Consider the following 26395-nt stretch of genomic DNA (forward strand, 5'->3'; position numbering starts at 1 on the left):
AAACAGTAAAACGAGGTAAAAAATGATGAACGAGCAACATATCACAGACCAACTTTGGGAGTTCCATCTGGGAAATCTTTCGGAAGAGGAAAGCCAACAGGTTCAACTCCACCTCGAAGTTTGTGAAGCGTGTCTTCGTGAATCGGAGGTGGTGAAGCAAGCCGTTCAGGAGATGGCAGTTGAACGTTCGCAGGAAGTTCCGCCTTTTCTTTTTACCCGGATTCAGGGACGGCTGGAATCAGTAAGAAAACCGGCACCATTGTGGAAACGTACCCTGGTCACCTCATTGGGAACCATTTTGTTATTAGTGAGTATCTGGGGTGGCGTGAAGCTCGGGACGATGGATGTACGACAAACTTCCGGCACTTCGTTGGAAAACCCGATGGGAAATCTGGCCATTAACGAGATGGTGAATGAGCCGATTGAGGGCTACTTATTCGACTTTAATTGATTCGGCGATGAAAAAAACACAATTCCTGATATGGGCAGTGATTATCTTGTTTGCCATGAATGTGGCAACCATCGTGACGATTGTGGTGAGCCGCAGCCGGACCGTTAAACAGGAAACGACCAATGTTCAGCCCCCTCCGACCGATCCGGACGCTGTTCGGTTTCACTTTTTTGCACAGGAATTGGGACTGAAGCCGGACCAGATGGACGCGTTCCGGAATGCCAACCGGAATTTTAACCCGCGGGTTAGGCAACTCTCCATGCAAATGGCTGGCATGCGGCAGGAGATGGTCAATGAACTGGGTAAAGAGAATCCCGACAGGCAAAAGCTCGATTCTTTGGCAGCTGCCTTTGGAAATTTACACCGGGAACTGAAGGAACAAACCATTAATTACTATATGGAATTACGCTCGGTATGTACACCTGAGCAACAACATCAACTGCATGTACTGTTTCGTACGATGCTGAATCCGAACAACGATCTTCCTTTGCATCGTTACGGAAGAGGCTGGCGACACGGTCGGGGAATGGGTAGAGGCAGACCCGGAAATTAACTTATCGGAATTTAATAACTGAAAAATACCCTGGTTTTCGAAAAAGCTTTGAAGGCCTGAATGGGGAAAGTATGTCTTAAAAATCAAGAATGTATCAACTTTAAAAATCAAAAAATCATGAAAAATCAAATGTTTAAAGTCGTGTTGACGATTATGTTTGCCGGTTTACTGGCATTGGGAGCCAACGCTCAACCTCGTGGTAACGGTTACGGAAAAGGTCAGGGAAATGGCTATGGTTACCGGAATGCAGGCATTTGCCAGAATATTCCCGGATTGACACAGGAACAGCAGGATAAAATTGCTGATTTACAGAAAACTCACTGGAAGCAAATGGACGAATTGCGTCTGAAACGGATGCGCGCTGCAACTTTGAAGGAACGCGACCAAATTGGTATTCAAATAGCTGAAGCTCGCGCGGCTCATCATGCCGATTTAATGGCAGTGCTTGACAAAGACCAACAGCAATGGGCCAACGATCATTTAGCTATGCGTTTCGGACGTGGCCAGGGACGCGGTGCCGGTTGTGGCAGAGGCAACGGCCAGGGACGTCACGGACGCGGTGGGTGGTAAAATCCAAATTTTTTAATCAACTGTCATATTAATTTAAGTGAAGCCAGGCCCGGGGAAATTTCTCCGGGCTTTTTTGATTGGGTGGTAGAATTCTCTGATTGCCCGAATGATTGATGACAACAGCTCTTTGCTTTGTTGCGGAGGCGAATTGAAAAATTCAACAGCGCCAAATGTTGAACCGGGAACCTTCTGAAAAATTTCAGAGCAGCCACGAAAGGTTGTGTCAGTTTGAAATCCCCTATCTTTACGGTCATGGTGAATGTAGTATGTGCAATTATTCAGGACGACGACAAATTTCTGGCTTGCCGGCGGAAACAAGGTAAAGCAAGAGGCGGAAAATGGGAATTCCCCGGAGGGAAAGTAAAAAAGGATGAATCGCCGGAAGAAGCCGTTGAAAGAGAATTACACGAGGAGTTGTCATTGGAAGTGAAAGTTGATAAAATGTTGGGTTCCGTCGTTCACCACTATCCCGATATTTCTATCCGGCTAATTGCGATGAAGTGTTTTGTCAACGGGGGAACTATCTCTTTATCCGATCACGATGAGATTCGTTGGGTGTCGCTTTCGGAACTAAAATTGGTTGATTTTAGCGAAGCGGATTGTCGTATTATTGATGAGATCCTGTTGTCCTGATTTCAGACAGATGGAATCGAGTTGTTAACAACCCGGATATTTTTGTGTGGAAAAAATAGACGAATGAGGTATTGACTTTCTACCTGCCAAGGTTGTACCTTGAACTCAGTTATAAAAAGAGTTCCTTCCTAAAATTATATCTGTCTTGAATGATGCAGCATAAAAATAATCGGGTTACGGCCATTCTTTACCTGCTAATCTCTTTCGTGCCTATACCGATAGCCGTATCAATATTTCTTCATCCCGAAGTGCTGCACAAAACAGCCTGTTGATATCCACATCGGGCTGTTTTTTTATGTCCGAATCATGATTCCTGTAGCCATGCGTCCGGTAGCTGCACCGTCGCGGCGGGCAGAGTAAAATTCTTCCGGGTGACTTAATGTGCACAATTCTGCGATTTCAATATTTTCTTCAGGTAAGCCGGTTTCCAGTAGTTGTACGTAATTTGCTTTCCACAAGTCCAGATGAGGTGATTGTTGATGGTCACTTTTTTGCGGATAATATTGGATGAGTCCGTGATTTTTGCCGAGCTGTTGATGGACAATTTCCACAACTTCAGGGCCAACTTCGTATACGTCAGGCCCGATTCCTGGCCCAATGCCAGCGATGAGATTCTCAGGAAGAGTACCGTATTCCTGCTTCATGGAATCGATGGTTTTGGCAACAATCCGGCCAACCGTTCCACGCCAACCGGCGTGGATGGCAGCCATTGCCTTGTGTTGAGGGTCGTATAGCAGAACCGGGATGCAATCAGCGGTTTTTATTGCAATGCAGATGTTGGGCACATTGGTTATTAACGCATCGGTCTCGTTAAGTTTTTCGCGACGAGTTTGATCATTCCAACTAAGCACTTCGGACGTGATTTTGGCAACACGGGATGAGTGCGTTTGCACAGTGAAAACTAAATGCCCGGGCTTCAAATCCAAGGCGTTGCTCAGTATTTCACGATTGGCTTGTACATTATATTCTTCATCACCCGAGTTAAAGCCGAGATTTAGCGTTTTATAACGACCGTGGCTTTGTCCGCCGTTTCGGGTGGTTGAAAAATGGACAATTTCCGGGTAGCCGGAAAAACGGGAAAAAACGTAAACCGGAAGCTGTTCAAGTTGTGTCTTTCTCATATTAAGTGTTTTCGAACTTTACGCAGAAAATGTGGTTACCAATAATAGAACAATCCTTCACCTGCGTAGTTCTGGCGAACTGGAAACTCTATCTTTTTTCGTTATTTTTTAACGCAGGAAGTAGCCTTTGTCAGGTTGCTTTTTCCACATAATTCTTATCTTTAAAATTTACCATAACATTATGGTCACAAGTTTTATGAGCATTGAAGTTAGAAATAAAGAAATAAGCTGGCTATCATTCAACGAGCGTCTTTTACAGGAAGCTTCGAAGAGAAATGTACCGGTTATCGAACGTATTAAGTTTCTGGGCATTTATTCCAATAACCTGGATGAGTTTTTCCGTGTTCGGGTAGCTATTCTCCGGCGTTTGGCGATGATGGGACGGACTACGATGGTAGAAGGTGCCGATCCAAGAGAGGTGCTGGATGAGATAGAACGCATTGTGGTAGAACAGGGGAAACGATTTGAGCAGATATATAAGGGCATTCTGAAAGAACTGGCCAAGGATTACATTTACCTGGTTAATGAACATGAACTGTCGGAAAGTCAGGGAAAATATGTGCGCGACTACTTTTTGCAGGAAGTCCGTCCCCGGCTGATGCCCATTATTTTGAAGAAGAGCCTGCCATTGCCCATGTTGAGCGATGATGCGATTTACATGGCGGTGGAAATGATCTGCCAGGAGAAAATGACGTATGCACTCATCGAAGTTCCGTCGGACGTATTGCCGCGTTTCGTTATTATTCCTTCGGAAGATCCCCGTGGAACTTACATCATCTTGCTGGAGGATATTATCCGGTATGAGCTGAAGGACCTGTTTTACATGTTCGAGTTTGATGAAATTGGTTCATACATCGTTAAGCTTACGCGTGATGCCGAGCTGGATATTAACGATGATGTGGCAGAAAGTTACGTGAAAACGGTAGAAAAGAGCCTGGAGAAACGGGGACAGAGTGAACCGACCCGTTTTGTTTACGATAAAAAACTTCCTCAGGAATTTCTGAAAATTCTGTTGAAGAAACTGAACTTTACGAAGGACGATACCATTATTGGTGGGGGAAGGATTCATAACTTCAAGGACTTTATGAGCTTTCCCAAGGTAGGACGAAAAGAACTGCAGTATCAATCTATTTCACCGATCAGGCACAAGCGGGTCCTTCCGGGAAAAACCTACCTGGAAAGCATTTCGGAAAAGGACCTGCTGTTTCATTTTCCCTACCAGTCGTTTATCCATTTTATCGATCTTCTGCGGGAAGCTTCGATTGATCCAAAAGTTACCGAGATAAAGCTCACGGTTTACCGGGTAGCTCCCGATTCGAGTGTCATGAATGCCTTAATCAATGCCGCCCGGAATGGGAAACAGGTAACGGTTGTGTTGGAGCTTCGGGCCCGGTTTAATGAACAGGACAACATTGAATGGGGAAACCTGCTGGACAAAGAGAATGTGAAAGTTATTTTTGGTGTACCCGGTCTGAAAGTGCATTCTAAAATATGTATTATCAACCGGAAGGAGCACGGCGAAGATAAGCTTTTTGCCTGTGTGGGAACCGGTAACTTCCATGAGGATACGGCCAGGGTATTCAGCGATCATCTCTTGTGTACCGCTGATCCACGCGTCGCCCGTGAGGTTAATTATGTGTTCGATTTTTTCGAACGTAATTATAAATTGAATCGTTTCCGGCATTTGATGGTTTCGCCGTTTAATATGCGAAGCCGGATTATTCGCATGATTAATCAGGAAATTCGCAATAAACTGGAAGGGAAAAAGGCAATGTTTTACATCAAGTGCAACAACCTGGTCGATCCGGTTATTATTCGGAAAATCCACGATGCTGCGCGAGCCGGTGTTGACGTTCGCCTGAATGTGAGAGGCATGTTCTCGTTGCTGCCAACACCGCCCGACCGGAAATATACCATTCCCTGTATCGGAATGATTGACCGTTTCCTGGAACACTCCCGGGTTTACTATTTCCATAATAGTGGAAATGAGCGCCTGTTTATTTCGTCATCCGATCTCATGTCGCGAAACCTTGACAGGCGTGTTGAGGTGGGAGCTCCGATTTATGACGATGATTTGCGCAGGGAAATTGTGAAGATGCTGGAACTACAGTGGCAGGATAATGAGGCTGCCCGTGTTTTGGACAATAATCTTGCGAATCAGCTAAGGAAAACAGATAACGAAACTCCGTTTAAGTCGCAGATGGAGTTTTACCGGTATATCCGGCAACAGCACGAAAATAACGAAGAAGACACCCGCGGTTAACCGGGAAATGACGAAAGTCGGGAGCAATACATCTGAAATGGAAAGCGTTGAAGAAATGATCGAAATGTTGCGCGGTGGCTTTGTGAACATCGGAGGCAACCAATCGGGCTTTTGGCACGAGGCTTTACACAGCAATCCAGCGTTGTTCAATCGATGTCTTGAAGTTGCTTTTTCTGATGAACATCCTGCGGCCTGGCGAGCCTGTTACCTGATCGATAATACCACGGAAAAGTATCCTGAACTGTTGAAGCCACAAATCGGAAAATTCTGTGAACGGCTTCCTTCGTTGGAAAACAGTTCACAAAAGCGGCATTTCGCGCGCATACTAACCCGCGTTTTGATTCCCGAAAAATGGTTGGGCATTGTCATAAATACCTGTTTTGATTGGTTGTATTCTCCAGAACCACCGGCTGTGAAAGTGCATTGCATGCAGATTATCTTTCAGGCTGGGAAAAAAGAGCCCGATTTGTTGCAGGAACTGAAAGCTATTATTGAAGAACAGTGGGACACGGAAGGTAAGGGATTTCGAAGTAGGGGCCGAAAATTACTGGCAGCCATCGACGCTCAACGGAAGATGGACGGAAACTTGTAGAAAAGAATGAACGATATAATGCCCCATAGGAAGATGGAGAAGATCATTAATGGCAGAAATCTTCTTTTCCGTTCATAGTATTTTTTCCCAAGAAAGGCTCCCAGCGGAATAGACAGTAAAATCGGTGTGAGAATGATGATGCCCCACATGCCGTATTTCATCCGGGTACGAACAATAAACTTGTTTCGGCGGGTAAATTTCCGACGCTGCCTGCGTCTTTCCTTAAACTGATCCAGCCAAATATCTACTCTTCGCTGAAAAGTAATTGGTGTGCAGCAGTACAATTTGGGCAGATGCTCCAGGAATTTATGGATAATGATGCCGCTCAGGTAGTAGTAGAAGATGAATCCAAGTATTCCTCCGGCTTCAACAGCCAGGAAGGTCTCCCAAAACTCAAGGTTCAATAGTTTGACATAAGGCGGTGTCCAGAAGTACTTAATGCTCGCCAAAACAAATACGTTCAATATCTTCAGCAGGTATCCCATCTTACATCTCCCCCTTAACAAAATTACGGGAGATTCTAATGCGATTGTTCTTTTTGAGGATTATTTTGATGACTTTTTTTAATCTTTCAAAGCGTTGAATTTGTTTGGTCGGAAGTAATACAACGATTAATTTTATGCTCAATTCCGAAAAAGACAAACCAAATGTGGCAGTTGGATGTTGTCTTTGGGATAGAAACTTTTACTTATGGATTTCTCTGAATATTATGAAGCGATCGGATTGGTAGCTTCGGTGTTGGTGGCGATTAGCCTGATGATGTCTTCGCTTGTTAAACTGCGGTGGTTAAATCTCGTTGGTTCTATTATATTTTCGGTATATGGTATATTAATTCATTCCATTTCGGTAGCCGGAGTTAATATCTTTATTGTTGGTGTTAATTTGGTATATCTTTACGGAATTTACCGGAAGAAGGAAGCGTTTCGCGTAGCCTTTGTCCATTCCGAGGAAAACGATTACCTGGCCGATTTTCTGGAATATTACCATGACGACATCGAGCGCTTCTTTCCCCGTTTTAACTTCAAAATAGAAGAGGAATACCTAATTATGTTTGTCCATCGTGACCTGAATATGGCCGGCCTCATTGTCCTGGAGATTAAGGATGCTGATACGCTCCATATTGTCCTCGATTATGTGGTGCCCCGCTACCGCGACTACAAGGTGGCCGATTATATCTTCAAAAGGAATATTGACCGCTTCCGGTATCTGGGATATAATATGCTTTATTCCGAAGTTCAAAACACGGCCCATAACAACTATCTCGAGAAGATCGGTTTTATCCGCGAAGGTGACCAGTATGTGTTTCGGATTAAATAATCAGGCTATTTTTTCGTAGAAATAGGAACAACGCTCATGCTTCAAATCAAAAGTGACGATTTCCTTGTCCGGATGATTTTGATAAAGACAAAGTAAACCGTAATCACCTGCACAAAAAAAGCTGTGTATCGCCATAATGCTCAGCCATAGAATAATGGCAGACGAATTTTGTCCGAGGCTCCACAAAGCCCCTGCGGCCGTAATCAGGTTGATCACAATGAAAGGAGTGAGTGCCACGAATCGAAATTGCTTTTTTTGAATCACTTCGCGGTCTGCCTGTACATAAAAGATGAAACGCCAGAAATTGGCTCCAAAGGAAATATTTTTTACTCCGGTCATCAGAAAAGCCAATGCATGTAGCAGTTCATGCAAAATCACCAGGAAAGTAAACGAGATAAGTACAGCCAAAGAAAACCATTCGAGTTCCTTTTTTGAGCCTTTAAAGAAAGATACAATGCTGTAGGTTAGTAATCCGGCCAATACTATCCCCATTACCGTTTGGTATACCATATACCGTTTGGCCAACCTCGAACCACCTGAAAACTGGTCCAGCAAAAAAGCTTTTATGTTGTCATGAGAAATTTTGGCTACTAATTTATAGCCCGGGCCGTGTTGAATCTGTTCAGGAGTTGGTCCCATTTTTTTTGCCTATTTGCTGGTAATTACCTTCAGACAAGATATAAAAAAACCCGCTGGAATGCAGCGGGGTAAAAACCAAAAATTGCCTGTTCGTTTTCGTGCGAGGCAACTTGAACTTTAATCAACCAATACAAAGATACACCTTTCGTAATATTTATTTAACAAATATTAAATTAGAATGAGCGAATAGGTATTTTGAATGATTGAATCATATGTTTGAAAGGATGAACGATGATTTTAAAATCTTTTAATGCTTTAATATACGGCACTTATTCCTTGATTTTCAGCAAATAATTTGCCCTGAAGCATCATTTTAATCTGGTTATATTTAGAATCTTTACCGGGTGCACTAAATATTGTCCTGAGTCCGGGAGCATTTGTATCTTCTTAACTATATCCATCCCCCTAACGACTCTACCGAATGCAGCAAAACCTTGCCCGTCGGGATTTCGTTTTCCGCCATAATCCAATTCCGGTTGGTCTCCAATGCAGATAAAGAACTCAGACGATGCACTACCCGGTGCATTCCGTGCCATGGATATCACACCATCTTTGTGTTTAATACCAGTTTGTTTTGTTGTTTCGTGAGGTATGGGCGGAATCTTGTCAACCAGACTGTCTTCAAACAGTCCACCCTGAATGACTTCAATCTTTACTTGATTATTGGGCTGGTTGTTCATACGAACGGTGCGGTAAAACTCAGCGTTACGGTAAACTCCTTCATCTGCGAGATGTAAGAAATTTTTGGCCGTGACCGGAGCCTTATCCGGGTAAAGTTCCACCTGAATGTTTCCCAAAGTCGTCTGGATTTCAACGATGGGTTCGTTTTGGCAAGCACTAAAGGCAACCAGAAGGAAAGCTAATACGAAATTTTTCATTGGAAAAGGCTTTAGCTATGAATGCATAAATATAAATCGTTCCATCCGGAATTTTGTGCGTGTTGATTTGCTAATTCAGTTGATGCACCGGCCGTAATTTCGTAAATTTCTTGTAATCAATTAACCAGAAAAATTTTATCCCATGAAAAGAGATGTGTTATTGCTACTCGTCCGTCATCGGAAAGACACAGCTGAACGTGTTCAGAAGATATTAACCGGATGGGGCTGTTTCATCAAAACGCGATTGGGGCTTCACGATGGAGTTTTGGATAACTGTTCTGAGAGTGGTTTGATATTCTTAGAATTGGTCGGAGATCAAACCAAACACGACGAACTGGTTCGAAAACTCAAATTAGTAAAAGGAGTTGATGCCCGGCTGGTGCAATTGGACGTGTCTGATTGAACCATTTTTTCAAGACAAATCTTCCGTCTCTATTCTTTTCAGATGATTGATCACAAAGTGCAAATCGGAGTAAGTTACCTCGTCGCCGGCCAGGTGCTTTATTTCGGTAAGGGAGCGTGTGTCATCACGCTCAATGAGTGGTATGATTGTATTTATCTTTTCTTCCGGAACAAATTCAGTGATTTCCAACTTGCCCTGTTGAATAAAATAGCCGAGGTGTCTTTCAATAGTCGCCTGAGTCAGGCCTCTTGTTTCACTGATGGTGGTAATATCCATGCCTTGCCGGTACAAGTCGAACGTGATTTGTTTGGTATTCTCTTTGTGTTTTTCAGTTGTTGATTGCCCATTGTCCTTCCTTTGCGGGATATTATTCCGGAGACAATATTCTCTGACAACTCCGAGTATATCGTCACCATGTTGGGTGAGTTTTTTCTTGCCAATACCATGAATGGAACCGAGCTGTTTTATGGTTGTTGGTAATTCGTTGGCAATTAAACGTAATGATTTCTGCGATACGATTGAGTAGAGAGCAACGCCGGATTCACTGGACAGTTGATACCGCCAGGTTTTTAGTTGTTGATAGAGTTCCGGATGGGTGACGTCTGTATCCGTCAACGCTTCAGTTTTTGAACGGACCGGTTTTGGTTCCTCTAGGTGTGCCAGCGCTCTTGCCCGAAGATATTTTTCCAGCTCAAAGCCTTCGGCAACAGACGTGAGAAAGATCTTCTTATGCGTGATGAATTCAGTGATTTTATCGGATAATTCATCTAATGATTTTAGAACGGCGGTATTGTCCGATTCATAGAAGAGTGACTCGACGACGGGTTGCCAGTCATTTTCCAGGTAATTCTTAAAATAATGGCTGGCTTTAATTATCCGTTCGTTGAAAAATGCATCGGTTTCCGGATACCGGTTTTCCTGAAAAAGGTGCTCACATTGCTTCATGAATTTCATTGAAACTTCGTTTAGATGAAGCAGGTGAGGCTTTAACAATTCCGGTAGTTTTACTTTCAGGTTACCTTGAATACTTCCTTCGTTTTCGTTGAGTAGTTTGAGAAGTTGCCTGATTAGTTTTTCCACAGTCCTGAAGTCAAAAAGCTCATTCAACAACATTTGCTGATAAGCTCTTTTCGATTTAGTGAACTCCTGCCCATCGGGCGTATGTGCTGCTACATTATTATTGAAATGTTGAACTGTGGGGTCGCAAATAACGGCATCGGTTGATAGTGGCGTACTCAGCCGCAGTCCCTCCAGCGATTTGCAGCGACTGAGCGCCACGTAGGTTTGACCGTGCGCGAATGCCGCATGCGCATCAATGACAGCTTTTTCAAAAGTGAGTCCCTGGCTCTTGTGGATGGTGATGGCCCACGCAAGCTTTAACGGGTACTGAATGAATTTGCCAATTTCCTTTTCTTCAATATTTTTCGTCTCGGGATGAATCGTATATTGAATGTTTCGCCACTCTTCCTTTTGCACATTAACCCGTTCATCCTCTCCCGGAAAGGATACCTCGATATGTTCTTCATCGAGTTCGGTTACGACACCAATTTTTCCGTTGTAGTACTGTTTCCGAAACGAGCTGTCATTTTTCAGAAACATGACCTGTGCACCTTCCTTCAGTTGCAGTTCTGCCGGTGCCGGGAAATTGTATTGCGCAAAATCTCCTTGTATTTCGGCATCGTACGAGTGAAGCTGTGATTCTAGTTTTGTCAGCTTCTGGCGATTGATGCTTTCGGCTCCGGCATTGTGTGTTGTGAGAATAATGTACCCGTCATTATCTCCGTTCAGATAGGAAGGGTGATATCGCTTATTTAGCTTTTCGAGCGACGCAGGCGTTAGTTTGTCATCTCTAATTTCATTCAGAATACGGATAAAATCGTCATCGCGTTGGCGGAAGATCGTTTTCAATTCGATATTAACGGGTTTTGCACTGGCCAGTGCCTGGCTGCTGAAGAAATAGAACGTATCGTAGTAGGGCCTTAACAATTCCCATTCTTCTTTTTTTACCACCGGCGGTAATTGCTGAAGGTCACCAATCAGCAACAGTTGTACACCTCCAAAAGGAAGCTCCGGGCGTCTGTATCTGCGAAGAACGTCATCGATTCCGTCCAGTATGTCGGCTCGTACCATACTGATCTCGTCGATGATCAATAAATCCAGCGACCTGATAATATTGATTTTAGTTTTACTGAAACGGTAAAGCCGCTCATTGCGGTTGGGTTGATTTGCGACTCCGGTCACCCGTTTGGTCAGAATCGGGCCAAAAGGAAGTTGAAAAAAAGAATGGATAGTTACCCCGCCGGCATTGATGGCTGCTACACCGGTTGGTGCAACAACAATCATGCGCTTTACCGGATTTAATTTCAGGTTTTGTAAAAAGGTCGTTTTTCCGGTCCCGGCTTTACCCGTCAGGAAAACATTCCGGTTGGTAAACCAGACGAATTTTTTGGCCAAGTCAATTTCAGGATTCTCAGTCATTGTTTTGGTGAAATTTGGCATTCGGATATTGAAGTTACGAAAAAATACCGAGGTTATCGGGTAATGAGAGACGTTTGAAAAACAGTTTTCGACGCAAGTAAATAGGTTGTCTTTAGTATTGAATATTTGTAACTTAAATAGATTTGATTACTAATTGATTATAAAAAAAAGGAGGGCTTATTATGTCGGAAAGTGTATACAAAATTATTGAACTGGTTGGTACCAGCAAGGAATCATGGGAAAAAGCGGCTATGAATGCGGTTGAGCGCGCTTCAAAATCGTTGCGTGATTTGCGTATTGCAGAAGTTTCGCAATTGGATATGCAGATAAATGACGGTAAAGTAGAAGCTTACCGAGTCAAGGTAAAAGTATCTTTCAAGTTCGAAAATTGATAATGAGGCGTAAAGACGTTTCAATTTTTTCCCGGGAAGCTTAACTGAGTCGGGAAAACAAAAGCCGCATTCCTGATATCAGAAATGCGGCTTTTGGGTTGAGGTCGGTGGCGGATTCGAACCGCCGTACGCGGTTTTGCAGACCGCTGCCTAGCCACTCGGCCAACCGACCATTATTGCGTTCGAAAATTAGGTGGGAACTCACTTTTTAGTGACGAATAACCCTTATTTTTTCGATGCGGATGCAAATATAGGCAAATTTCTTTATCCCTTGCAACTCTCTTTTTAAAAATCCCCGGCGTCAGCGTTCCAGGGTCACACTCACCCGTTCAATTTGTCCTCCCATCGGAGGATTCATTTTCGAGATCTTTATTTTAGCCCAGTGAATTTCCGGAAAAGTTGCGTATAGTCGGTCAAGAATGCGTCCGCCAATGTGTTCCAACAGATGCGATTTTTCTTCCATCTCATCTTTAATAACCTGATAAACTATCTGGTAATTCAGTGCATCTTCCAGTTTGTCGCTCTTTGATGCAGCCTGGCAGTTGGTGCGTATGGCTACATTAACCAAAAAGCGGTTTCCAACCACTTGTTCCTCCTTAAAATGCCCGTGATAGGCATAAAATTCCATGTCCTCAATTTCAATCAGTCCCATGCTGTTATTAACCCGTTTAAAAATTAACCCTTACGCGGGAATAGTGTCTTTATAACCGTTGTATGTTTTCCCAAAATTACGAGTATTTTATCAAAACCTATTTTTATGATTGATTATTACCATGAATGGGGAAACTCTTCTTACTTTTGTGAGAACATTTTGACAACAATTCCGCGAAGTAATTCATTGCATATGACGGAAAAGAAAACCGCAACAGAAGGAGCTGAGAAAAAGGCTCCCACGAATTTTATTCATCAGCAGATTGAAGCTGAGTTAGCTGAAGGTAAAAATGATGGACGGGTTCATACTCGTTTCCCTCCGGAGCCTAATGGCTATCTGCATATTGGCCATGCTAAATCGATTTGTTTGAATTTCGGTATTGCTGAAAAGTATAACGGATTGACCAATTTACGTTTCGACGACACCAATCCGACCAAAGAAGAGACGGAATATGTCGATTCCATTAAAGCAGATGTTCGCTGGCTCGGTTTTGACTGGGGCGATCGGGAATACTATGCCTCCGATTATTTTGACAAATTGTATGAGTTTGCCGTAACGTTAATCAATCGGGGACTTGCCTATGTCGATTTCCAGTCGCAGGAAATCATTAGCCAGCAACGGGGAACACCGCAACGTCCGGGAATAGACAGCCCCTACCGAAATACTTCGCCGGAAGAAAACCTGATGCATTTCGAAAAAATGCGGAATGGAGAATACGATGAAGGTCATTGTGTTTTGCGGGCCAAAGTGGATATGGCATCGCCCAACATGCACATGCGTGACCCGTTGATGTACCGTGTACTGAAAAAGACACATCACCGCACGGGTGACAAGTGGTGCATCTATCCGATGTATGATTTTGCTCACGGGCAGAGTGATTACTGGGAAGGAATTACCCATTCGGTTTGTACGCTTGAATTTGAGATTCATCGCCCATTATATGACTGGTTCGTCGATGAGCTGAAAACGGACGATTACCGTCCGCGCCAGATTGAATTCTCCCGGTTGAATTTAAGTTATACCGTTATGAGCAAGCGTCGCCTGCTCGAACTGGTTCAGAAAAAATATGTAAGTGGATGGGACGATCCGCGAATGCCTACCATTTCTGGTTTGCGCCGGCGAGGATATACACCGGAATCGATCCGGAAGTTCTCGGAACGAATTGGCGTAACAAAAGTGGATGGAGTAACTGATGTAGCGCTTCTGGAACATGCTGTTCGCGAAGATTTGAACAAGCGTGCACAACGCGTAATGGGCGTTTTGAATCCGTTGAAAGTGGTTATCACGAATTTCCCGGAAGGCAAAGAGGAGATGAACCAGGCGGTAAATAATCCCGAGGATGAAAGCATGGGTAAACGCAGTGTGCCTTTCTCGCGGGAGCTGTATATCGAGCGGGATGACTTTATGGAAGATCCGCCTCGTAAATTTTTCCGTCTGGCGCCCGGTCGCGAGGTTCGTTTGCGCTATGCTTACTTCATTACCTGTAACGAAGTAGTGAAAGATGAAAACGGAGAAATAACTGAGTTGAGATGTACCTACGATCCAGAGACAAAAGGGGGTAATGCTCCCGACGGACGGAAAGTTAAAGCAACGCTCCACTGGGTTTCAGCAAAACATGCAGTGAAAGCAGAGGTACGGCTCTATGATCGGTTGTTCAACGATCCCGATCCAGCTGGTCACAAAGATGTTGATTTCAAAGAATTCCTGAATCCCGATTCGTTGACAATTCTTTCGGAATGTTATGTCGAACCGTTCGTGAAGGACGCTCAACCGCTTGATCATTTCCAGTTCGAACGCATTGGCTATTTCAATCTCGATCCAGAGTCAACTCCTGAAAAAATGCGTTTTAACCGGACAGTTTCGCTCAGGGAAACCTGGAAGAAAATGTAATAACTCTGTACGAAATAAATATTTGAATGAGCTGTTTCCGGCATTGACCGGAGACAGCTTTTTTTGTTGTTATATTATATTTTTCCCCTGTTTTTCTTGTAGAAAGGAAGAACGGCATAGGTGTATACGTAACAACCCATGCAAAAACCGACACTCCATTCCAGGAAGGCAAACAGTGTAAGAATTCCCATTACAATTTGTGAGGCCAGAACATAATGGGCGAGCAGAAGAATAAAGGATACAATTGAAAACAGAAATCCGACCCGGGCAGCAAAGATTTTCGGTCCCTTATTAATCTCCTTCGATTGGAACGGGACGAACTGTGTGAGTCCTGCACCGGAGCAGGCCAGGATGCTGGTATTCTTCATTCCAAAAGCGCGCGAATAAAAATCAATAGCCAGAAACCCCGCCGCATACAGGTTGGGTTTAAGAGTGAACAGAATGGCTATAATAAAACTGAGCAAAGCGGTAGCTCGTACGACTTTCTCGTCGACTTTTTCATTAGAAACAGGGCAAATAAGTGAGCTCATATGTGTTCAAGTATAAGGGTTAAACTAAGCTTTAGACGTATAAGATTGTGCAACCTTACGAATTTTTTTTCGGGTATAGAAAAAAGTATAAATGGCTGCGCTCCAGTTTACGATAAAAAGGCTCCACCAGATTCCTTTTGTGCCCCAATTTAACGTTACGGCAAGAAAATAGAATAGCGGCAGCGGAACAATTAATCGCCGGTAGAGGCCTATCCATATGGCATACATCGGTTTTTTCATTCCTTGTAAAGTGGACACCGATATATTTAATAAAATGTATGAGAGAAAATAAAATGCCCCCACGTGGAGGTATTCAACACCAGTTCGTATAACCTCGGTATCGTCAGTGAAAAAACCGATCAACTGCGCAGCAAAAAAGTAAACAAGGGCTGAACCAACCAAAATGATGGCAATGCCGTAAGTCTGGCTCAATTTCCAGGTTTGATTAACTCGGTGTAGCAGAAAAGCACCCATATTCTGACCTGTCAGTGTCAATGTGGCAATATTCAGTCCGATGGTTGGAAGAAGGGCCATCTGTTCTATCCGGATGGCGATTCCGAATGCTGCTACGGTTTTCGCTCCAAATCTTCCGGCGAAAGCGGTAATGATGAAAATCCCCAAAGCGATCATCATCATGTTTAAGCTGGCCGGAAATCCTTGTTTGAATAGATTGGCAAAAAACGACTTCCGCGGGAAAAGTTCGCGGTAATTCAAATGTAGCAGGATACCTCGGCGCCGAACGACATACAGGAGATAAAACATGCCAATAGCCTGAATCATAACGGTGGATAAGGCAATACCGCCTATGCCCAAAGCAGGCATTCCCAATCCCCCAAACATGAACCATGGATCGAATCCGAGATTCAGAAAAAATCCGGCTATCAGGAAATTGCGGTAGGTTCGGGTATCTCCTCTCGATGTCAGGAAAGCGTTGAAGATATTATTCATCAGGAAGAAAACGGTTCCGAGCAATATCAAACGCATATAAACCAGGGCAGTGTCGAGATATTCTCCTTCGGCACCCATGATGCGAAAAAGAACCGGAGCGATAAAAAAACCGATAATGGTAAGTAGTATCGAGTTCGCGACAGCAAAAGAGATGGCTTGAATACCGTATAACCGGGCCTCCTTTAATTTACCTGCTCCCAGGGCATGAGATATGAGAGCGGTTGTTCCGGTTCCCAGGCCGGTACCAAGGGCCAGAATGATAAAGAAAACCGGAAACGAAAGCGACAGAGCTGCCAGTACTTTGGTCGATAGAAGTCCGCCATACCAGGTATCGGCTACATTAAACAGCGTGTTGAAAATAAAACCGACACTGGCCGGTACCGCCAATTTTTTTATCAATCCCGGTAGTGGTGCAGTGGTAAAATTAGATTGGCTGTTCATGTAAGGTTATTCTTCTGTTTTATAATTTTCTGATGCAAAGATTGACAAAGTACTTGCTAATACTGACTCTCCAACAATTTATTTTTTGTAGAGTTTCATTTTATGACAAGTTTTTAAGTTGTAAATTGTAAGTAACACCCCTCAACGCTTTGTTCACCTACATTTTTCGGAGGATAACTTATGAAAGTTTCGTTTAAGATAGATTATCAAACGGTTTGGGGACAACGGCTATGTGTTTTGGGCTCCCGGCCTGAATTTGGTGAATGGAATCCCGATCGCGCTCTTGAGATGGAGAATAACTTTCCCGGCGAATGGGAATTGGTTATCGATGTCGAGCATGTTAAATCGTGGGATTACAAATATCTTATGAAAGACGATGAAGGCGGCGTTCTGTGGGAATGGGGCGGTAACCGGCATGTCGATCTTTCAGGCGGTCAGTTTGATGAAATTCGCATTCGCGATTTTTGGAGAACATCGCAAGATGTGGAAAATACCCTCTTTCATTCGGCATTTACCCGTGTGCTGATGCTTCGGAAGCCATCTGATAAGCGTCAGAATCAGCTACATTCTGGTCGCGTTTTGCGGGTTCAGGTGCATGTTCCCCGTGTAAATCATCGATATTCGATTGCCTTGCTGGGTAATCGTCCCGGGTTGGGCGCATGGAAAGAGCGGGATGCGCTGGTGATGGATGACTCTCGTTTTCCGCTTTGGTCGGTTGACATCGACGCTTCTGAATTAAAATTTCCTGTGGAATTTAAGTATGTAGTTTATGACGAGCGCGAGCGAAAGGTGATTTCGTGGGAAGATGGTAATAACCGGATAATTCGGGATTTCGTCTGCCAGGAGGATAATAGCCTGAAAGTACATACCGATGAGAAGTTCCGTTTCCCGATTGGCGTTTGGCGGGGAGCTGGTATTTCGTTGCCGGTTTTTTCCATACGGACAGAAAAGAGTGGTGGTATAGGCGAATTTCCTGATTTGAGAATGGTAGTCGATTGGGCGAGGAAAACCGGTTTGAAGTTGATCCAGCTTCTTCCGGTAAACGAAACGGTCGCTACGCAAAGCTGGCTCGACTCCTATCCATATAAGGTTATTTCGGCTATGGCTCTGCACCCGGTTTATGCCAACATCGAATTAATGGGTAACTTGAAGGATGAGAAGACCATGCAGGATTTCCGGGCTCAGCTCTACGAGTTGAACCAGATGGAGTCGGTTCCTTACGAAGAAGTTCATCGGGTAAAGTCGCGATATTTTAAGCTGCTTTTTGACCAGGAGATGGAAGCATTTCTTAACAGCCGGGATTTTCGTCTTTTCTTCGAAGAAAACAAAGAGTGGTTGGTGCCGTATGCCGCATTCTGTTTTTTGCGCGATCAGAACAAAACGGCTGCTCACCGGATGTGGAAAAAACATGCCATCTATCGTCCGGAAGAGATACAGAAACTTTGCGATCCCTCACAAAAACAGTATCCCGATATTGCCGTTCATTATTTCATACAGTACCATCTCGACCGGCAACTCCGCGATGCTTCGAACTATGCCCGGAAAAACGGAGTTGTGTTGAAAATCGATATCCCGATAGGTGTTAGCCCCGATAGTGTAGAGACGTGGACGCATCCGGAGTTGTTTAATCTGGAAGAACAGATAGGCTCACCACCGGATGAAGACGATGATATGGGCCAAAACTGGGGATATCCTAATTATAACTGGGAGCGAATGGCATACGACGGTTACGACTGGTGGCGTAAACGGTTACTAAAACTGGGATCATGGTTTGATGCTTACCGGTTGGCTCACGTTGTTGGCTTTTTCCGCACCTGGGCGATTCCGTCGTCGCAAATGAATGCAGAGATGGGCTGTTTTGTTCCTTCGCTTCCGCTTACGCGTGATGAAATCATCGATGCCGGAATTAATTTCGTGGAAGAGAGGATGACACGGCCTTTTATCCGTGAATATTTTCTGTGGGATTTGTTTGGCGATTATACCGATGAGGTGAAGAATAGGTACCTGGAAGAGTACGGTTCCGGTAAGTATAACCTGAAACCGGGAGTGGATACGCAACGAAAGATTACAGTTCATTTTGAGCAGTTCAAGAAAGATGGCAGCCTTCCGGATAAAGAAAACCGGATTATGGAGGGCCTGAATTCTCTTGTGAGCGAGGTTCTATTTTTACGCGATCCGTACGATAGATATAAATTCCATCCGAGGATTCGCCTTCAGGATACGTACTCGTTTATTAACCTTGATGAAGAGACACGCCACAATTTTGAACAGCTTTATGTCGATTACTTTTATAAGCGGCACGAAGATTTGTGGCGCGACAATGCCATGATAAAACTTCCGGCATTATTGCGTACTTCCGACATGATGGCCTTCGGTGATGATTTTGGGATGAATCCCGATTGTGTTCAGCGGATACTCAAAGAGCTGGGTATTCTGACCCTTGAGGTACAGCGCCGACCCCACGATACCGAGGTGGAGTTTGGTCACCCGTCCGATGCGCCTTACTTATCAGTTTGCACTACTTCCAGCCATGATATGACAACTATCCGCGGCTGGTGGGAAGAAGACTATGATCGTAGCAAGCGATTTTTTCATACCCTGTTAGGACACGCCGGTGAGGTACCTCGTTTTATGGAACCATGGATTGCACGCGATATTATCAGTCAGCACTTGTGGTCGCCGGCTATGTGGGCCATATTCCCATTACAGGATTTGCTGGCCATGGATGGTGAATTGAGGTGGGAGAAAATATGGAATGAACGAATTAATATTCCGGGAATAACCTATTATTACTGGCGATATAGGATGCATCTGAAAATGGAGGATCTATTGCACTCCGATGGCTTTAATCACACAGTGCTCAGGATGATTGAGCGATCAGGAAGGAATAGTGATTATTAATTTTTCGCTGTTTACCGATAATTAAACGGGATTTACCGATTTAGCATTTTGGGTTCTGCTCTTTCGGGCTATTTTTGAGGTAAATAATAAAAATTAATATCATGATGTCAAATCATAATCAGCGTTTCCCCAAAGATGATTTTGATAAACCTTATCGTTCTCACAAAGGGAATCGTCCACTTCTCGGATTGATACTCGTCCTGGTAGGAGTTGTTCTTATTGCCGATAATTCAGGAATGATACCTTACTCGGTATCCCGAATTGTTATCAGCTGGCAGATGCTGCTTATCGTAATAGGCCTGTTTAATCTGGCCAAACGAGCTGTTACTCCTGGTCTTATTTTAATCGCTATCGGAGGTTTTTTCCTCTTGCCTCGCATTTCAGGTGTCCCCGATAATATTGTTTATAATTTCTGGCCGGCTGTGCTGGTCATTGTCGGCCTGGTATTTTTGATGGACCGGACACGGCACGGTTCGAATTTTAAAAAAGGGATAAATTCAACTGACTATTTTGACGAAGTCGCTGTGCTTGGTGGTCGTGAAACATCACTGGTAACCGATAATTTTAAAGGCGGAAAAGTGACGACTATTTTTGGTGGTTGCACATTTAATCTGTTGAAGGCAAACCCGGCAGAAAACTGCACCATCGATATGTTTACGATGTTTGGTGGTTCCAAGTTCATTGTGCCATCCGATTGGAACGTGAAAGTGGAGGTCGTAGCTATTCTTGGCGGATTTTCTGACAAGCGCTCTATCTCATTGAGTGAAGTTGATACTAATAAAGTAGTTGTCATAAAGGGATTTGCTATTTTCGGCGGAGGAGAAGTGGCCAATTTACCTTAACCATCTAACCACTAACCCATGACTCACCCGTTTATTGCTAACAGGCGTTTTCTTGTCATATATCTATCGGTCCTGATTGTAATCGGGCTCGGTATCTTTCTGGTATTGGCCTTGAATAATCCGGTGCCCTGGTGGTTTGCCTTTGTCGACAGTTTTGTCAATATTGTGCTTTTCGGAGGCATGGGATTAGGTGTATGGTATATGGTTGTATATACCGATCCGGATGAAATGAGCCGGTTGCAGTTTTTGGGGAATCATATCGCAGCTGCCCTGATATTTATTTCCCTGTGGCTATTTGTTGGAGGAGTAATCGTTCATTTGTTTGTCCAGTCGCCCACTTATTACGGGTTTTATGAGAATAGTTATCCCGGCCGTGCCTGGACCTGTCTGCTACTTTATGTCTTGTTGGTCCTGTTTTATTACCTGATTGTTTACTATCGGAATTTCAGGGAAAAAGTAGAACGCACTGCACAGCTTGAATCGATGGTGAAGGAATCAGAGCTGAAAGCTCTGAAGTCCCAAATCAATCCACATTTCTTATTCAACAGTTTGAACTCCATCGCTTCCTTGACGATGACAAGACCTGAGCGAGCCCGCGAAATGGTCGTTTGTCTCTCCGAATTTATGCGATACTCACTTAAAAGTCGTAACGAAGAAAAAGTCTCTTTAAACCAGGAATTGCACAATATCGAGCTTTACCTAAAAATTGAGAAAGTCCGTTTTGGCCAAAAGTTGATTTATCATTTCGATATTGAAGAAGAGGCCGGTGAATGTTTGGTTCCTAATCTTATTTTGCAACCGATTTTTGAAAATGCCATTAAATACGGGGTTTATGAAGCGATTGAACCTGTTGAGATTCGATTGAAGGCGGTGGTGGTCGCTGAATTTCTCGTTTTGGATATTGAAAATGATTTCGATCCGGATACCGTCCCGACAAAGGGTGAAGGTGTTGGACTCAGGAATATTGGGAGTCGAATTAGGGTAATGTATGGACGTAGTGGATTACTGGATGTCGAAAAGCGGATGAATACATTTCACGTTCATATGAAAATTCCTCAGGGTGATTCTGATAAGTCCCAAAGTGTCTAAAGAGTGGTCCTTTTATCTGAGCATTGAATCAATTGAAAACCTTTTTGTCATGAAAAAATATCGCGTCCTTGTTGTTGATGATGAAGATCTGGCTCGTGAATTATTAATTGAATACCTCAAAGAAGACCAGCGTATTGAAGTGATTGGAGAATGTTCTAACGGACTTGAAGGTGTTAAGACGGTTCAGGATCTACGCCCTGACCTTGTATTCCTGGATATACAAATGCCTAAGGTAAATGGTTTCGAGATGTTGGAGCTGCTGACAGATCCTCCGGAGATAATTTTTTCTACAGCATTTGATCAATTTGCGATTCGGGCATTTGAGATGAATGCTGTTGATTACCTGCTAAAGCCATATCCAATTGAAAGACTTTCGCAGGCTGTTGATAAAGCCATCGAACGAATCGAGAAAAAGCATACCAACGAATTGCCTGTTGAAAAGTTAGTCAGTGATCACGATGAACAGGTGGTGCACGTTGAGCGGATTGTGGTGAAGTCCGGAAGTAAGATCCATATTATACCGGCCAGTGATATCCGGTACATTGAGTCGCAGGATGACTATGTGATGATATACTGGAAGAATGAACATGCCCTGAAGCAGAAGACGATGAAATATTTTGAAAATCATCTCGATCCGCAGCAATTTATCCGAATTCATCGTTCCTACCTGGTGAACATATCGCAAATCAGTGAAATTCAACAGTACGAAAAAGAGTCGTGGATTTTGCGTCTTAATGGTGGTGAAAAACTGAAGGTTAGTAAATCGGGCTACCGCAACCTGCGGGAGCGTCTGAGTTTTTAATAATTTCTGTTGATAAACTGTGAATAACACCTATTCTTATCAACCATTCTTTAACCAGGGGCTACCCGGTTATTCACGTTAAATTACATGTTCTTCATATTTTTTACACCGATTGTCAAGGTGTGCTAACTTGTTTTCAACTTGTATTTGAACTGCGCTGCTTGGGTTATCAACGAGATATTAACATGATTTAAACAGGTGTTTGCCTTCTATTAGTTTGTTTTCGAAAATATTTTGGCAATCAGCTCAGTTTTATGATGGAATATCCATGGAATTCCGTTTTTTTGTGTGGTTAAATCCTGCACCAGAGGATGATTGCATGTGTTACACTTACGGTGGATAATTTATCGGAATTACATGATGTCGGGCCCGAAGGATATAAGATCCTCTGGACGTTGGTTGCTATACTCGCTCCACTCGTCGTGTACCTCTTGTGGAAGAAAATTTCATGGAGGAAGTTGTTCCAGGTAAAAACATATAGAGAGCAAAGTTTTGGGAATACAGAGTTGTCGATTTCGCTGAATGGTGAACCGGAATTTAAACCCATTGTTTTGTATCTCAAAATGACAAATCATTCCGGCCATACAAAAGATATCAAGGCGCCGGTGATTGTGTTTAAGCGATGGCGGAGTTCAAGGAAATTCCGGATACGGAAGGTAAATGAATCGGAAATTTATCCGCTACTGCTTGATCCCAACCAATCACATGAACTTACCATTCACCTCGAGCCCTTTTACAGGCAGGAGCCCATATTGAGAACTGCAACAAGAGTGAGGATGGAAGTAGAGGAGGTGCGAGGAAGTGAACGGCTGAGAAGCCGGTTTGTACGTTTAAAATGGATATAAACTGTGAGAAGCTGGAAATTTAATCCTGTTGAATTTGATAAATACCCTGCTTACGAAGGTAATGATTTAGGGGTTTTCTGGTCTGAGGAAAAGACCATGGTGAAGATTTGGGCTCCTTCGGCTACTCGCATTTTTTTTCGGTTGTACCGGGAAGGGGTTGGAGGAGATGTTGAGTCTGAGCACGATTTGGAAGGAAGTGAAAACGGCCTCTGGTTGCTGGAATTGGCAGGCGACTGGAATGGTTGGTATTATACTGTTCAGGTGCGTGATAATAAAGGATGGCTTCTCGAAGGTCCCGATATCTACGCACGTACCACTGGAATTAATGGTCATCGTGGAATGATATTTAATCCTGCGGATACGCAGCCGGACGGTTGGTCTGCGGATGAACATGTTCTGCCTGCTTCTCCTACGGATATGATAATTTATGAAACGCATATCCGAGATTTTTCCATGTCTCCCGATTCGGGTATTGAACACAAAGGAAAATACCTGGGATTTACTGAGACGGATACCAGGTCACCCAAAGGAGTTAAAACCGGAATTGCCCATCTTGATGAGTTTGGGGTGACCCACGTGCATCTGTTGCCTGTTGCCGATTTTTATACCGTTGACGAAAATAAGGAGACACCTCAGTACAACTGGGGATACGATCCGTTGAATTACAATACTCCGGAAGGTTGGTACTCCTCTAATCCGAACGATGGCAGAGTTCGAATTAGGGAACTGAAGCAATTGGTGAAAGCTCTCCATGACCAGGGAATTGGCGTAATTCTGGATGTTGTTTATAACCATACCGGCCTGATCAATGAATCATATTTTAATCAAACGGTTCCCGGTTATTTTTACAGGCAAAAGGATGACGGAAGTTTCTCTGACGCTAGTGGCTGTGGAAATGAGCTCGCTTCGGAGCGGGCAATGGTGAGGAAGTATATCATTGACTCGCTGATGTATTGGGCCTCCGAATATCATATCGACGGTTTCCGCTTTGACCTAATGGGAGTGCTGGATATCGATACGATGAATGCTATTCGGAAAAGCCTGGATACGATTCATCCAAATATCTTCCTTTACGGCGAAGGCTGGGCTGCTGGTAAAAGCCCTTTAGAGAAAAAGAAACGGGCTCTTAAAAGACATACCCTGAAACTTGACCGGATTGCCAGTTTTAGCGACGATATGCGCGACGGACTCAAAGGAAGCGCCTTTGACAAATTTAGTACCGGATTTATCAGTGGTCATACGCTTCAGGAAGAGCGGTTGAAGTTTTCAATGGTTGGCGCAGTGAAGCACGAGCAGATAGCGTACGAATTTGTAGAATCTTCTAAAGAGCCCTGGGCCAATGAAGCCGCGCAGTGCATCAACTATGTGTCGTGCCACGACAATTATACGCTGTTCGATAAGTTGCAATATTCTTGTCCCGAGGCTTCCAAGGTCCAAATTGAGCGAATGGTCCGACTGGCGTTGGGTATTGTCATTACCTCACAGGGAGTTCCCTTTCTGCATGCCGGTTCTGAAATGATGCGGACAAAAGGCGGTCATCACGATTCGTACCGCTCGCCCGATTTGCTGAACCAGATTGACTGGAGTCGGAAGAGTGAATTTCACGACTTGTTTGTCTTTACCCAAAAATGTATTGAACTACGCCGACAGCACCCAGCATTCAGGATGAGTTCTGCAAAAATGATTAATGAAAAAATGCGGTTTGCCGCGAAATATATTCCCGGCATTATTCAGTATGAGCTGGGTGAGTATGCCAACGGCGATTCCTGGAAAAACATACAGATGCTGTTCAATGGTAATAACTATTCGGTTGAACTAGACGTTCCTGAAGCCAATTGGCTGGTCGTTGCTGAGGATGGTGAGATTAATCCTAACGGAATGGGGCGGAGGACTACCGGAAAAGTACGTATTCATCCAACTTCGATGATGATTTTGGTTGTCGAAGATTAAAATGCCGCCAGCAACAGATTAATATCTTTAACAGGAATATCGAGAATATTGCCCAGATCGTGATTGGTTAGAATGCCGTTGAACACGTAAATTCCTTCGCAGAATCCCTGGTTGATCCGAATGTATTGTTTCAAACTACCCGAACGTCCCATGTTGACCAGGATGGGAGCGATGATATTGCTGAGGGAAATAGACGTTGTCCTAGCCATCCTTGAAGAAATATTTGGTACGCAGTAATGAATAACGCCATGTTTGGTGAATACCGGTTTTTTCAGGTTGGTAATCCGGGATGTCTCAAAGCAGCCTCCCTGAATGATATTCAAATCGATGATGACCGAGCCGTTTTTCATGTTTTCAACCATCGTTTCCGGCACAACAATTTTCGGCACCTCATTCATCGACAATGCCCCAATGGCTACATCGGCCGACTTCAAGGCCTTTTTTAGTGCTTTGGGATGAAAAACAGAGGTGAATACCCGTTGACCAAGGCGTTCCTGAAAGCGCATTAGTTTGTGAATACTGTCGTCGAATACCTTTACCACGGCGCCCAATCCCAACGCATTACGGGCCGCAAATTCGGCAGCCGTTCCCGAACCGATAATGACCACTTCTGTTGGGGATATTCCGGTAATTCCGCCAAGGATGACACCCTTACCGTTTCGGTGGGTGCTTAGGTATTCGCTGGCCACAAAAATAGCTGCGTTCCCCATTATCTCACTTAAAATCCGGGTAACCGGGAAAATGCCATGTTCATCTTTCATGTATTCGAAACCGATGGCTGTTACCCTTTTTTGCATCATTTTACGAACCGTTTCTTGGCTTTGAAAAGTGATGTATAACGGTGACAGGAGGAGCTGGTTTCCTTTCAGTAATTTTGCTTCCTCATGGGTGAAAGCCGACATCTTAACAATCACATCCGATTGAAAAATCTCAGCTTTGGTTTCGCAGATAACTGCACCCGATTCAGCGTAAGCATGATCGGAATAACTGGAACCCTCACCCGCACCTTTTTCGATAAAGACATCATGGCCGTTAGATACCAAAAGTTCGACGGCTTGTGGTGTCAACGGAATACGGAATTCTACATCCGGAACGACATTCGGGATGCCAATACTCAGTTTCATACTCTTTTTTTGCGGAATCAGCAGCTGTTCCTTTGGTAGCAACTGTGGATTGGCAAGTGAACTCATTCTTTCCGATTTCCGTTGGATCATG

At 43.9% G+C, this 26395-nt stretch carries 25 protein-coding genes and 1 tRNA gene; 16 read left to right on the forward strand and 10 right to left on the reverse strand.

Features of this window, described 5'->3' with window-relative positions; genetic code table 11:
- Positions 1-22: 22 nt before the first annotated feature.
- The 4 genes from T426_RS0102115 (at position 23) to T426_RS0102135 (ending at position 2207) form a co-directional block, all read left to right on the forward strand.
- Entirely contained in the window at positions 23-451 is a 429-nt protein-coding gene (locus T426_RS0102115; protein WP_025862885.1) for an anti-sigma factor family protein, read from the forward strand.
- A 7-nt stretch (positions 452-458) separates the two neighbouring features.
- Positions 459-1004, forward strand: a complete 546-nt coding sequence (locus tag T426_RS0102120) for a Spy/CpxP family protein refolding chaperone (RefSeq protein WP_025862886.1) — start codon at positions 459-461, stop codon at positions 1002-1004.
- 117 nt (positions 1005-1121) lie between these two features.
- Positions 1122-1574, forward strand: coding sequence for a Spy/CpxP family protein refolding chaperone (locus tag T426_RS0102125; RefSeq protein WP_148303655.1), 453 nt, complete (start codon positions 1122-1124; stop codon positions 1572-1574).
- 252 nt (positions 1575-1826) lie between these two features.
- Positions 1827-2207 (forward strand): (deoxy)nucleoside triphosphate pyrophosphohydrolase, encoded by a 381-nt coding sequence (locus T426_RS0102135; protein ID WP_025862889.1) that lies wholly within the window; start codon positions 1827-1829, stop codon positions 2205-2207.
- Positions 2208-2500: 293 nt separating this feature from the next.
- Here T426_RS0102135 and pgeF read toward each other — a convergent pair whose 3' ends face one another.
- On the reverse strand, positions 2501-3328 hold the full coding sequence (pgeF, locus tag T426_RS0102140) for a peptidoglycan editing factor PgeF (protein WP_025862890.1): 828 nt from the start codon (positions 3326-3328) through the stop codon (positions 2501-2503).
- A gap of 196 nt (positions 3329-3524) precedes the next feature.
- Here pgeF and ppk1 point away from each other — a divergent pair, with 196 nt between their 5' ends.
- Complete coding sequence (ppk1, locus tag T426_RS0102145; RefSeq protein WP_081782335.1) at positions 3525-5591, forward strand: polyphosphate kinase 1; 2067 nt, start codon at positions 3525-3527, stop codon at positions 5589-5591.
- Between the two features lie 37 nt (positions 5592-5628).
- Positions 5629-6183, forward strand: a complete 555-nt coding sequence (locus T426_RS0102150; protein WP_025862892.1) for a hypothetical protein — start codon at positions 5629-5631, stop codon at positions 6181-6183.
- Here T426_RS0102150 and T426_RS0102155 read toward each other — a convergent pair.
- Complete coding sequence (locus T426_RS0102155; RefSeq protein WP_027585212.1) at positions 6156-6668, reverse strand: hypothetical protein; 513 nt, start codon at positions 6666-6668, stop codon at positions 6156-6158. The two genes, T426_RS0102150 and T426_RS0102155, sit on opposite strands and share 28 nt — an antisense overlap.
- Before the next feature lie 205 nt (positions 6669-6873).
- Between T426_RS0102155 and T426_RS0102160 the strand changes: the two genes are divergently transcribed.
- Positions 6874-7500 carry a YgjV family protein gene (locus T426_RS0102160; RefSeq protein ID WP_025862894.1) on the forward strand — a complete coding sequence of 209 codons (627 nt, stop codon included), beginning with the start codon at positions 6874-6876 and terminating at the stop codon, positions 7498-7500.
- Here T426_RS0102160 and T426_RS24855 read toward each other — a convergent pair whose 3' ends face one another.
- On the reverse strand, positions 7501-8139 hold the full coding sequence (locus T426_RS24855) for a DUF3267 domain-containing protein (protein ID WP_025862895.1): 639 nt from the start codon (positions 8137-8139) through the stop codon (positions 7501-7503). It abuts the gene before it with no gap.
- A 308-nt stretch (positions 8140-8447) separates the two neighbouring features.
- Positions 8448-9017: a peptidylprolyl isomerase gene (locus tag T426_RS0102170; protein WP_025862896.1), complete on the reverse strand. Its 570-nt coding sequence runs from the start codon at positions 9015-9017 to the stop codon at positions 8448-8450.
- Between the two features lie 142 nt (positions 9018-9159).
- Here T426_RS0102170 and T426_RS0102175 point away from each other — a divergent pair, with 142 nt between their 5' ends.
- Positions 9160-9420 carry a CPF_0552 family protein gene (locus T426_RS0102175; RefSeq protein ID WP_025862897.1) on the forward strand — a complete coding sequence of 87 codons (261 nt, stop codon included), beginning with the start codon at positions 9160-9162 and terminating at the stop codon, positions 9418-9420.
- A gap of 9 nt (positions 9421-9429) precedes the next feature.
- On the opposite strand, the gene T426_RS26165 is transcribed toward T426_RS0102175, so the two are convergent.
- Positions 9430-11898, reverse strand: a complete 2469-nt coding sequence (locus T426_RS26165; RefSeq protein ID WP_025862898.1) for a helix-turn-helix domain-containing protein — start codon at positions 11896-11898, stop codon at positions 9430-9432.
- 182 nt (positions 11899-12080) lie between these two features.
- Here T426_RS26165 and T426_RS0102185 point away from each other — a divergent pair, with 182 nt between their 5' ends.
- On the forward strand, positions 12081-12290 hold the full coding sequence (locus tag T426_RS0102185) for a dodecin family protein (RefSeq protein ID WP_025862899.1): 210 nt from the start codon (positions 12081-12083) through the stop codon (positions 12288-12290).
- A 101-nt stretch (positions 12291-12391) separates the two neighbouring features.
- Here T426_RS0102185 and T426_RS0102190 read toward each other — a convergent pair.
- A tRNA-Cys gene (locus T426_RS0102190) sits at positions 12392-12462 on the reverse strand.
- A gap of 129 nt (positions 12463-12591) precedes the next feature.
- A complete protein-coding gene (gene folB, locus T426_RS0102195) occupies positions 12592-12942 on the reverse strand; it encodes a dihydroneopterin aldolase (RefSeq protein ID WP_025862900.1) in 351 nt (116 codons plus the stop codon).
- Positions 12943-13047: 105 nt separating this feature from the next.
- Between folB and T426_RS0102200 the strand changes: the two genes are divergently transcribed.
- Positions 13048-14832 (forward strand): glutamine--tRNA ligase/YqeY domain fusion protein, encoded by a 1785-nt coding sequence (locus T426_RS0102200; protein ID WP_234406354.1) that lies wholly within the window; start codon positions 13048-13050, stop codon positions 14830-14832.
- 74 nt (positions 14833-14906) lie between these two features.
- On the opposite strand, the gene T426_RS24860 is transcribed toward T426_RS0102200, so the two are convergent.
- Positions 14907-15362: a DUF4395 domain-containing protein gene (locus T426_RS24860; RefSeq protein ID WP_025862902.1), complete on the reverse strand. Its 456-nt coding sequence runs from the start codon at positions 15360-15362 to the stop codon at positions 14907-14909.
- A gap of 24 nt (positions 15363-15386) precedes the next feature.
- Positions 15387-16751: an MATE family efflux transporter gene (locus T426_RS0102210; protein WP_027585213.1), complete on the reverse strand. Its 1365-nt coding sequence runs from the start codon at positions 16749-16751 to the stop codon at positions 15387-15389.
- Between the two features lie 180 nt (positions 16752-16931).
- Between T426_RS0102210 and T426_RS0102215 the strand changes: the two genes are divergently transcribed.
- The 6 genes from T426_RS0102215 (at position 16932) to pulA (ending at position 25180) form a co-directional block, all read left to right on the forward strand.
- A complete protein-coding gene (locus tag T426_RS0102215; protein ID WP_025862904.1) occupies positions 16932-19652 on the forward strand; it encodes a 4-alpha-glucanotransferase in 2721 nt (906 codons plus the stop codon).
- 101 nt (positions 19653-19753) lie between these two features.
- Positions 19754-20494, forward strand: coding sequence for a LiaF transmembrane domain-containing protein (locus tag T426_RS0102220; protein ID WP_027585214.1), 741 nt, complete (start codon positions 19754-19756; stop codon positions 20492-20494).
- Positions 20495-20512: 18 nt separating this feature from the next.
- Positions 20513-21583 (forward strand): sensor histidine kinase, encoded by a 1071-nt coding sequence (locus tag T426_RS24865; protein ID WP_051568918.1) that lies wholly within the window; start codon positions 20513-20515, stop codon positions 21581-21583.
- Positions 21584-21632: 49 nt separating this feature from the next.
- Positions 21633-22385 (forward strand): LytR/AlgR family response regulator transcription factor, encoded by a 753-nt coding sequence (locus T426_RS0102230; protein ID WP_025862907.1) that lies wholly within the window; start codon positions 21633-21635, stop codon positions 22383-22385.
- Positions 22386-22696: 311 nt separating this feature from the next.
- Complete coding sequence (locus T426_RS0102235) at positions 22697-23230, forward strand: hypothetical protein (protein ID WP_025862908.1); 534 nt, start codon at positions 22697-22699, stop codon at positions 23228-23230.
- Positions 23231-23233: 3 nt separating this feature from the next.
- Positions 23234-25180, forward strand: a complete 1947-nt coding sequence (pulA, locus tag T426_RS0102240) for a type I pullulanase (RefSeq protein WP_025862909.1) — start codon at positions 23234-23236, stop codon at positions 25178-25180.
- On the opposite strand, the gene T426_RS0102245 is transcribed toward pulA, so the two are convergent.
- Positions 25177-26394, reverse strand: a complete 1218-nt coding sequence (locus tag T426_RS0102245; protein ID WP_025862910.1) for an alanine dehydrogenase — start codon at positions 26392-26394, stop codon at positions 25177-25179. The two genes, pulA and T426_RS0102245, sit on opposite strands and share 4 nt — an antisense overlap.
- Position 26395 lies beyond the last annotated feature (1 nt).

The organism is Prolixibacter bellariivorans ATCC BAA-1284 (genome assembly GCF_000621705.1).
GTDB classification, from domain to species: Bacteria; Bacteroidota; Bacteroidia; order Bacteroidales; family Prolixibacteraceae; genus Prolixibacter; species Prolixibacter bellariivorans.